General features: G+C 65.6%; 6 protein-coding genes, 1 tRNA gene and 1 pseudogene. 4 read left to right on the forward strand and 4 right to left on the reverse strand.

The features are described 5' to 3' along the window. On the reverse strand, positions 1-164 hold a 164-nt coding region (locus DBR34_RS23225; RefSeq protein WP_258223952.1), incomplete at its 3' end, for an alcohol dehydrogenase catalytic domain-containing protein. Between the two features lie 147 nt (positions 165-311). Between DBR34_RS23225 and DBR34_RS21445 the strand changes: the two genes are divergently transcribed. Both DBR34_RS21445 and DBR34_RS14395 read left to right on the forward strand, forming a co-directional pair. Further along, complete coding sequence (locus DBR34_RS21445) at positions 312-482, forward strand: hypothetical protein (protein ID WP_181394021.1); 171 nt, start codon at positions 312-314, stop codon at positions 480-482. 438 nt (positions 483-920) lie between these two features. Then, positions 921-2027: an alpha/beta hydrolase fold domain-containing protein gene (locus DBR34_RS14395; protein WP_128097308.1), complete on the forward strand. Its 1107-nt coding sequence runs from the start codon at positions 921-923 to the stop codon at positions 2025-2027. 682 nt (positions 2028-2709) lie between these two features. On the opposite strand, the gene DBR34_RS14400 is transcribed toward DBR34_RS14395, so the two are convergent. The 3 genes from DBR34_RS14400 to kdsA all read right to left on the reverse strand — a co-directional run bounded on the left by DBR34_RS14400 (position 2710) and on the right by kdsA (position 4689). After that, positions 2710-3192: a hypothetical protein gene (locus DBR34_RS14400; protein WP_128097298.1), complete on the reverse strand. Its 483-nt coding sequence runs from the start codon at positions 3190-3192 to the stop codon at positions 2710-2712. A gap of 447 nt (positions 3193-3639) precedes the next feature. Beyond that, a tRNA-Arg gene (locus DBR34_RS14405) sits at positions 3640-3716 on the reverse strand. Positions 3717-3843: 127 nt separating this feature from the next. Continuing rightward, entirely contained in the window at positions 3844-4689 is an 846-nt protein-coding gene (gene kdsA, locus DBR34_RS14410) for a 3-deoxy-8-phosphooctulonate synthase (protein ID WP_128097299.1), read from the reverse strand. A 230-nt stretch (positions 4690-4919) separates the two neighbouring features. Here kdsA and DBR34_RS14415 point away from each other — a divergent pair, with 230 nt between their 5' ends. Continuing rightward, complete coding sequence (locus DBR34_RS14415; protein WP_258223948.1) at positions 4920-5450, forward strand: phosphatase PAP2 family protein; 531 nt, start codon at positions 4920-4922, stop codon at positions 5448-5450. A gap of 119 nt (positions 5451-5569) precedes the next feature. Continuing rightward, positions 5570-5782: pseudogene (locus DBR34_RS14420) on the forward strand (hypothetical protein); the annotation flags it as partial.

Here is a 5782-nt window from a genome sequence, read left to right on the forward strand (position 1 = left end):
CCGCTGTGCAGGTCGGGAATCTTGCCGCGATAGAGGTGGAGGTCCGAGCCGCAGATGGCCGTGGCAGTCACGCGCAGGATCAGGTCGTCGGGGGCCGCCAGCACCGGATCGGGGACGCTATCGACGCGGACGTCCTTGCTGCCGTGGTAGGTCAAAGCGCGCATGGGGTACTCCAGTGGGGAATGCACCATTGCTACGCCGGGCGACGTGCCGGGGGAGTGACCCAACCGTGTGCGCCATGTTGAAGAGGAGCGACGGTACGTTCACCCGGGCCGCAGGATGCTCGATGTCCAACCACACAGGAGCGACCGATGAACACGCACACGCCACCACGCGGCACGCCTGAAGACGATCAGCAGAAGGCGTTCACGCCGGACACGGTCCGCAACGACAACGCCCCCACAAAGGACAAAGATATGCCGGAACAGGAGGACGGCAAGGTGACCCCAGCCGACTATGAAGCCCCCCCGTCGCAGGACTGAGGCCAGGTCACCGTCGCCCTACTGAGGTGCGGGGCGGTGAGGCGGGTGGCGCTTCTGCCGGTGGCGCTGCAGGCTGCGGATCGCTCCCAGGCGGTGCTTCCAGCGGCGGGGATTGCGCGGGCGGATCGCCCTGGGGCGGCGCTTCGGTCGGCGGCTCCTGCACGGGTGGTTCCGGGCTGACCGGCACCTCCACGGGTGGCGCGACAGGCTGCCCTGGCGTGGGCGTGGCGGACGCGCCGGACGGCGACAGCGGCGATGCAATGTTCATCGGATATCTCCAGCGAGTTGGATGCCACAGCTTCGCTGGTGGCGCGTCAACACCGGGCGACGGCACCGTGCACGTATCGGTATGGCCGCGGTAGGTGCAGGACCATGCCGGACGTTATCCTGTGCGGCATCCCCGCCGTGTGGACCGTACGTATGGCCGTTTCGAAATGGATGTCGGCGTTTCCCCTTTGCCTGCTGCTCGCCGCCGGTGCGCAGGCCGCAGCGCCCTCCGACGGTGTGCGCCAGGTGCCCAGCTTCGCGCTGCCGGTCTCGCCCTATCTCAGCCCGCAGGCGCAGGACAGCGTACGCAGCGCGGTGATTCACGGCGACCCCACTGCCAAACTGGACAACGCCGCTGTGCTCGCGCAGCTGGACAGCATCCGCAAGGGTGCCGACCAGTGGGCGTATGGCGAGATCGCCGAACTACGCAAACGCTTTCCAGTGGAGCTGCATCACGAAACCTGGGGCGGTGTTCCCGTGGTGCGCGTGCAACCGCGCAGCGCACCGGCGGATCCCGCCCGCCAGCGCCTGCTGATCGAACTGCATGGCGGCGCCTTCGTATTCGGTCGAGCCGACAGCCTGGGCCTGCTCGAGGCGATCCCGGTGGCGGCGATGACGGGCATGACCGTGCTGGCCGTGGAGTATCGCCAGGGTCCCGAGCACCGCTTCCCCGCGGCCAGCGAGGATGTCGCAGCCGTGTACCGGGCGGCGTTGGCGCGGATGCCCGCCGCGCATATCGGCATCTTCGGCTGCTCGGCCGGCGGCGTGCTCACCGGCGAATCCCTGGCCTGGTTCGCCAAGGAGAAACTGCCGATGCCCGGCGCTGCCGGCCTGTTCTGCGCGGGCGGCGATGCGCGTTATGGGGGCGACTCGCGCTACGTCATGGCCGCGATCAACGACGCGCTATTGCCCCACGCCGACGGCACCCTGCCGATCATGGAGGACCTCTACTACGGGGACGTGGACTTCCGCGACCCGCTGGTGTCGCCGGTGTTCTCCGAAGCGCTGCTGGCGCAGTTTCCGCCCACGCTGTTCATCACCGGCACGCGCGCGGCGGAGTTGAGCAATGCGTCCTACATGCACAGCCGGCTGGTGGACCTGGAGCGCGTGTCGGACCTGCATGTGTGGGAAGGGCTGGGACACGCGTTCCATCTGGATGCCAAGCTGCCGGAAAGCCAGCAGGCGTATCGGGTGATGACGAGGTTTTTTGCTAAGCATCTTGGAACGGCAGTGCCCGCCAGCCATCACTCCCCCGCAGAGGCAGCGGGGACCAGGTAATCGCGAGGATAATGGGCGACGACTGTTCGCGTGCACCAGAACGACCTCGACGGGGCCAGCGTTGAAGCGCAACCCTGCATCCGCGTCCCCCAGTGAAGTGAAACGTCGCGCCCCTTGCGGGCCGACGACGGGACAACGTGGGCAGGCTCCGCTCTACACCTGACGTTGACCATGACTACACCGGAGCAGTACACCTGCACTGTTGTACTCGCTCCTACTCCTCCAGCAAGACAACGGATCAGTCAACGATGTCCTCCACAGGTGTATTCAATCTGATTGACGTTGCTGGCGATCGTGAGCTATCGAGCGATCACGCTGCGCGCGTCACTTCCGTAACCGCGTCTTGCCTCAAGTGCAACCACCACTTCACTGCGGCTGACGAATCGACACTGCTGGCGGTGCCCGGTGGCATTGCGATGCGCTGCCCAGGCTGCAAGGCGAGACAGGCTATCAGCAGCGTGGTGTTTGACGACTTCTTGCGGAGGCGGGAATAGCCTCTGTCACACAGCAGCGCATCCGACGGCCCGCTGACCACGGCTCGTCATCGGAAATCAGGTGGGAGCATACGCGCAGGATGCGGGTCGGGTCCTCAGATTCGTCTACTCGCCGCAACTGGGCCGCCGTACCCGCGGTCAGGGGCCCGGAACGCCGCCGCGCTCGGCGGCGGCGTTCTGCTACCGGTTTACTGGCAGACGTACTCTGTCGCCGACTCGACCATATTCACGTCGAGCTCTTCGTACTGGATCGCGACGGTTTCCATGAGGGAGAAATAGACCACTGTGCGCGCACCGACGTTGCACGCGGCCGGTAGATCACCGGCGTAGGCGTGCCCGTTGATCGCATAGGCAATGCCGTAGCACGTCGAGCCGATCTGGTACGGATTGTGGTTGCAGGCCATGCGCTGACTATTGGCCTCTGCGCTGGAGACGTCATAGTTGGCCGTCCAGCCACTGGCCGCATCGTTGGGGCAGCTGCCTGGAAAACCACTGATCGGAGCCTGGCCGGCGTTGCAGGTGTAGTCAAACGCGCTGATGTAGGCGCTCTGTCTGAAGTACGCGGATCTGCCGCTGTCGACCCATTGACCCGCTGCGGCGTCTTGGGCGAAGGCAGACAGGCCGAGCAGGCAAAACGCAGCTACGGCGAGAGGTTTAAATCCTTTCAACATGACTATCGTCCTCAGAATTGGCGTAGTGCACGCATCGTGCGTGCCGGCGGAGTTTATCCGCACTTTCTACACACTAATATGACGGGATTGGCAGTCCGAGCGTATAAACGAACAGTGTCAAGCAACTCGGAAAGGTCATGCCGGGTTTGATCCGTCCGTCTTTTCTCCCCATAGCCGGCGAGCAAGCGGATTCCCCATTGGTGCTCTTGGGAATCGTTCGTTGGCGCGACGGAGGAGGTGCAGGTATGCGCCTGGGCCTCAGCCAGCAGCGTGGCGGGCGAGCACTGGCGGAAGGTCGCCTGACCTCGGCAGGCACTGAAGTGACTTGATCACCTCCACGCTTCTTTGCTGCTACCAATCCGGCGTGCCAGGTGCGCCAAAAACGCTCGAAAAGGGGCGCACTATCCCAAGCGTATGTCGTTGGAATTTCGCCAAGCACTTGATTGATGGTGACCCCGGCCCGATTCGAACGGGCGACCTTCCCCTTAGGAGGGGGACGCTCTATCCAGCTGAGCTACGGGGCCAAGTGCGGGGCGGAGACCACCCGCCAGACCGCTGGCTGCACGCGTTTTTGACGGCGTGCAGCCACGTAGGATACCCACATTCAGTGACAGGACCAAGGCCGTCGCCGCCAAATGCCGGCAGGACGCCTCAGCGGATATCCAGTTCCGGGAAGCCCTTCACCAGTTCATCCAGCGCCTTGATCTGGGCCAGGAATGGCTCCAGCGCGGCCAGCGGCAGCGCACTGGGACCATCGCAGCGTGCGTGGTCCGGGTCACGGTGGGCCTCGAGGAACAGCCCGGCCAAGCCCAGTGCCATGCCCGAACGGGCCAGCTCGGCCACCTGGCGGCGGCGGCCACCCGAGGCTTCGCTGCCCGCGTCGCGGCGCTGCAGGCTGTGGGTGACGTCGAAGATCGCCGGCAGGCCGCCGGTGGACTCGATCATCTCGCGGAAGCCCAGCATGTCCACGACCAGGTTGTCGTAGCCGAACTGCGACCCGCGCTCGCACAGGATGATGTTCTCGTTGCCGGCCTCGCGGATCTTGGACACGATGTGCTTGATCTGCGTGGGGCTGAGGAACTGCGGCTTCTTGATATTGACCGCCCGGCCGGTGCGGGCAATGGCCGCCACCAGGTCGGTCTGACGGGCCAGGAAGGCCGGAATCTGCAGCACGTCGACCACTTCTGCCACCGGAGCAGCCTGGGCCACTTCGTGCACGTCGGTGATCACCGGCACGCCGAAACGACGCTTGACCTCCTCGAAGATGCGCAACCCCTCGTCCAGGCCGACGCCACGGTAGGACGCGATCGACGAGCGGTTGGCCTTGTCGAACGAGGCCTTGAACACGTACGGGATGCCCAGCTTGGCCGTTACCGTGGTGAAGTGCTCGGCCGCGTGCAGGGTCGAATCCAGGTCTTCCAGCACGTTCAAGCCGCCAAACAGCACGAACGGGAGGCGATTCCCGACCACTACACCTTCTGCAACGGTAACGTTCATTCAAGACTCCTGGGGCGTTGTACGCCGGGACGCGGCCCGGACAATGCGCCATTCTAGGCCGCACGGCCGCGATCGAACATGCCGGCGGCCGTGCGGCTCAGCATCGGCACAGCCCGCCTGCCCTATGCTGCCGGGTCTCCCCTGCCTCACGTGACCAGATGTCTTCTTTGTGGGTCCATCTTTCCCAGCTGGGCGACAGCCGCTGGCTGCTGCCTCTGGGACTGACCCTGATGCTTGCCGCCCCCGCGGCGAGCGCGCCGCTGCGCTGGCGGTGGGCAGTGGCACTGGCCATCGCGGCGTCACTGACGCTGGCCTCCAAACTGGCGTTCCTCGGCTGGGGCGTCGGCCTGGCCCGGCTCGACTTCACCGGCTTCAGTGGTCACGCCACCATGAGCGCGGCCGTCTATCCCGTCGTCGCCTACCTGGCCGCCCATGGCAGGTGCCGCTCACCGCGGCGCTGGGCGGTTGCAGGCGTCGCGCTGGCGGCCGCCATCGCGTGGTCACGGTTGCCACTCAATGCCCATTCGCTGTCCGAAGTCGTCAGTGGCTGGCTGCTGGGGACGGCGGCATCCGCGGTGGCGCTGTCGGCGCGCCCGGCCGCTTTCACCACGCCGCTGCGCACGCTGGTGCTGGCGCTCTGCATGGGCCTGCTGGTGCCGTTGACGATGCCAAGCGTGCGTACGCACGATCTGGTGGTGCGCCTTGCCACGGAGCTGTCGGGACGCGACAGCGTATTCGCACGTCATCATCCCCAACGGTAGCTGCCAGAATTCAGGCGCGCCGCGCGCCGTGCGGAATGACGCTTCAACCTTGACACTACAGGGCCAACGCGGCCACCATACGCGTGAAATATTTACCTGACGGAGTAGGAGACCCCGTAATGAAGAAGATTATTGCCGCATTGGCCCTGTTGGGTATGTCGTCCCCGGTGTTCGCCCAGGAAGCCCCGGTGGAAACCGGCGCAGAAGTGGCCAGCGCTGAAGTCGCAGGCACCGGAACCGCCACCGGCGCCGCTGCCGGCACCCTGACCACCGCAGCTGCCATCGGCGGCGGCATCGCCATCGCGGCCGTTGTTTACAGCGTCGCCTCGGAC

Source organism: Stenotrophomonas sp. HMWF003 (assembly GCF_003061285.1).
Classification (GTDB): domain Bacteria; phylum Pseudomonadota; class Gammaproteobacteria; order Xanthomonadales; family Xanthomonadaceae; genus Stenotrophomonas; species Stenotrophomonas maltophilia_AP.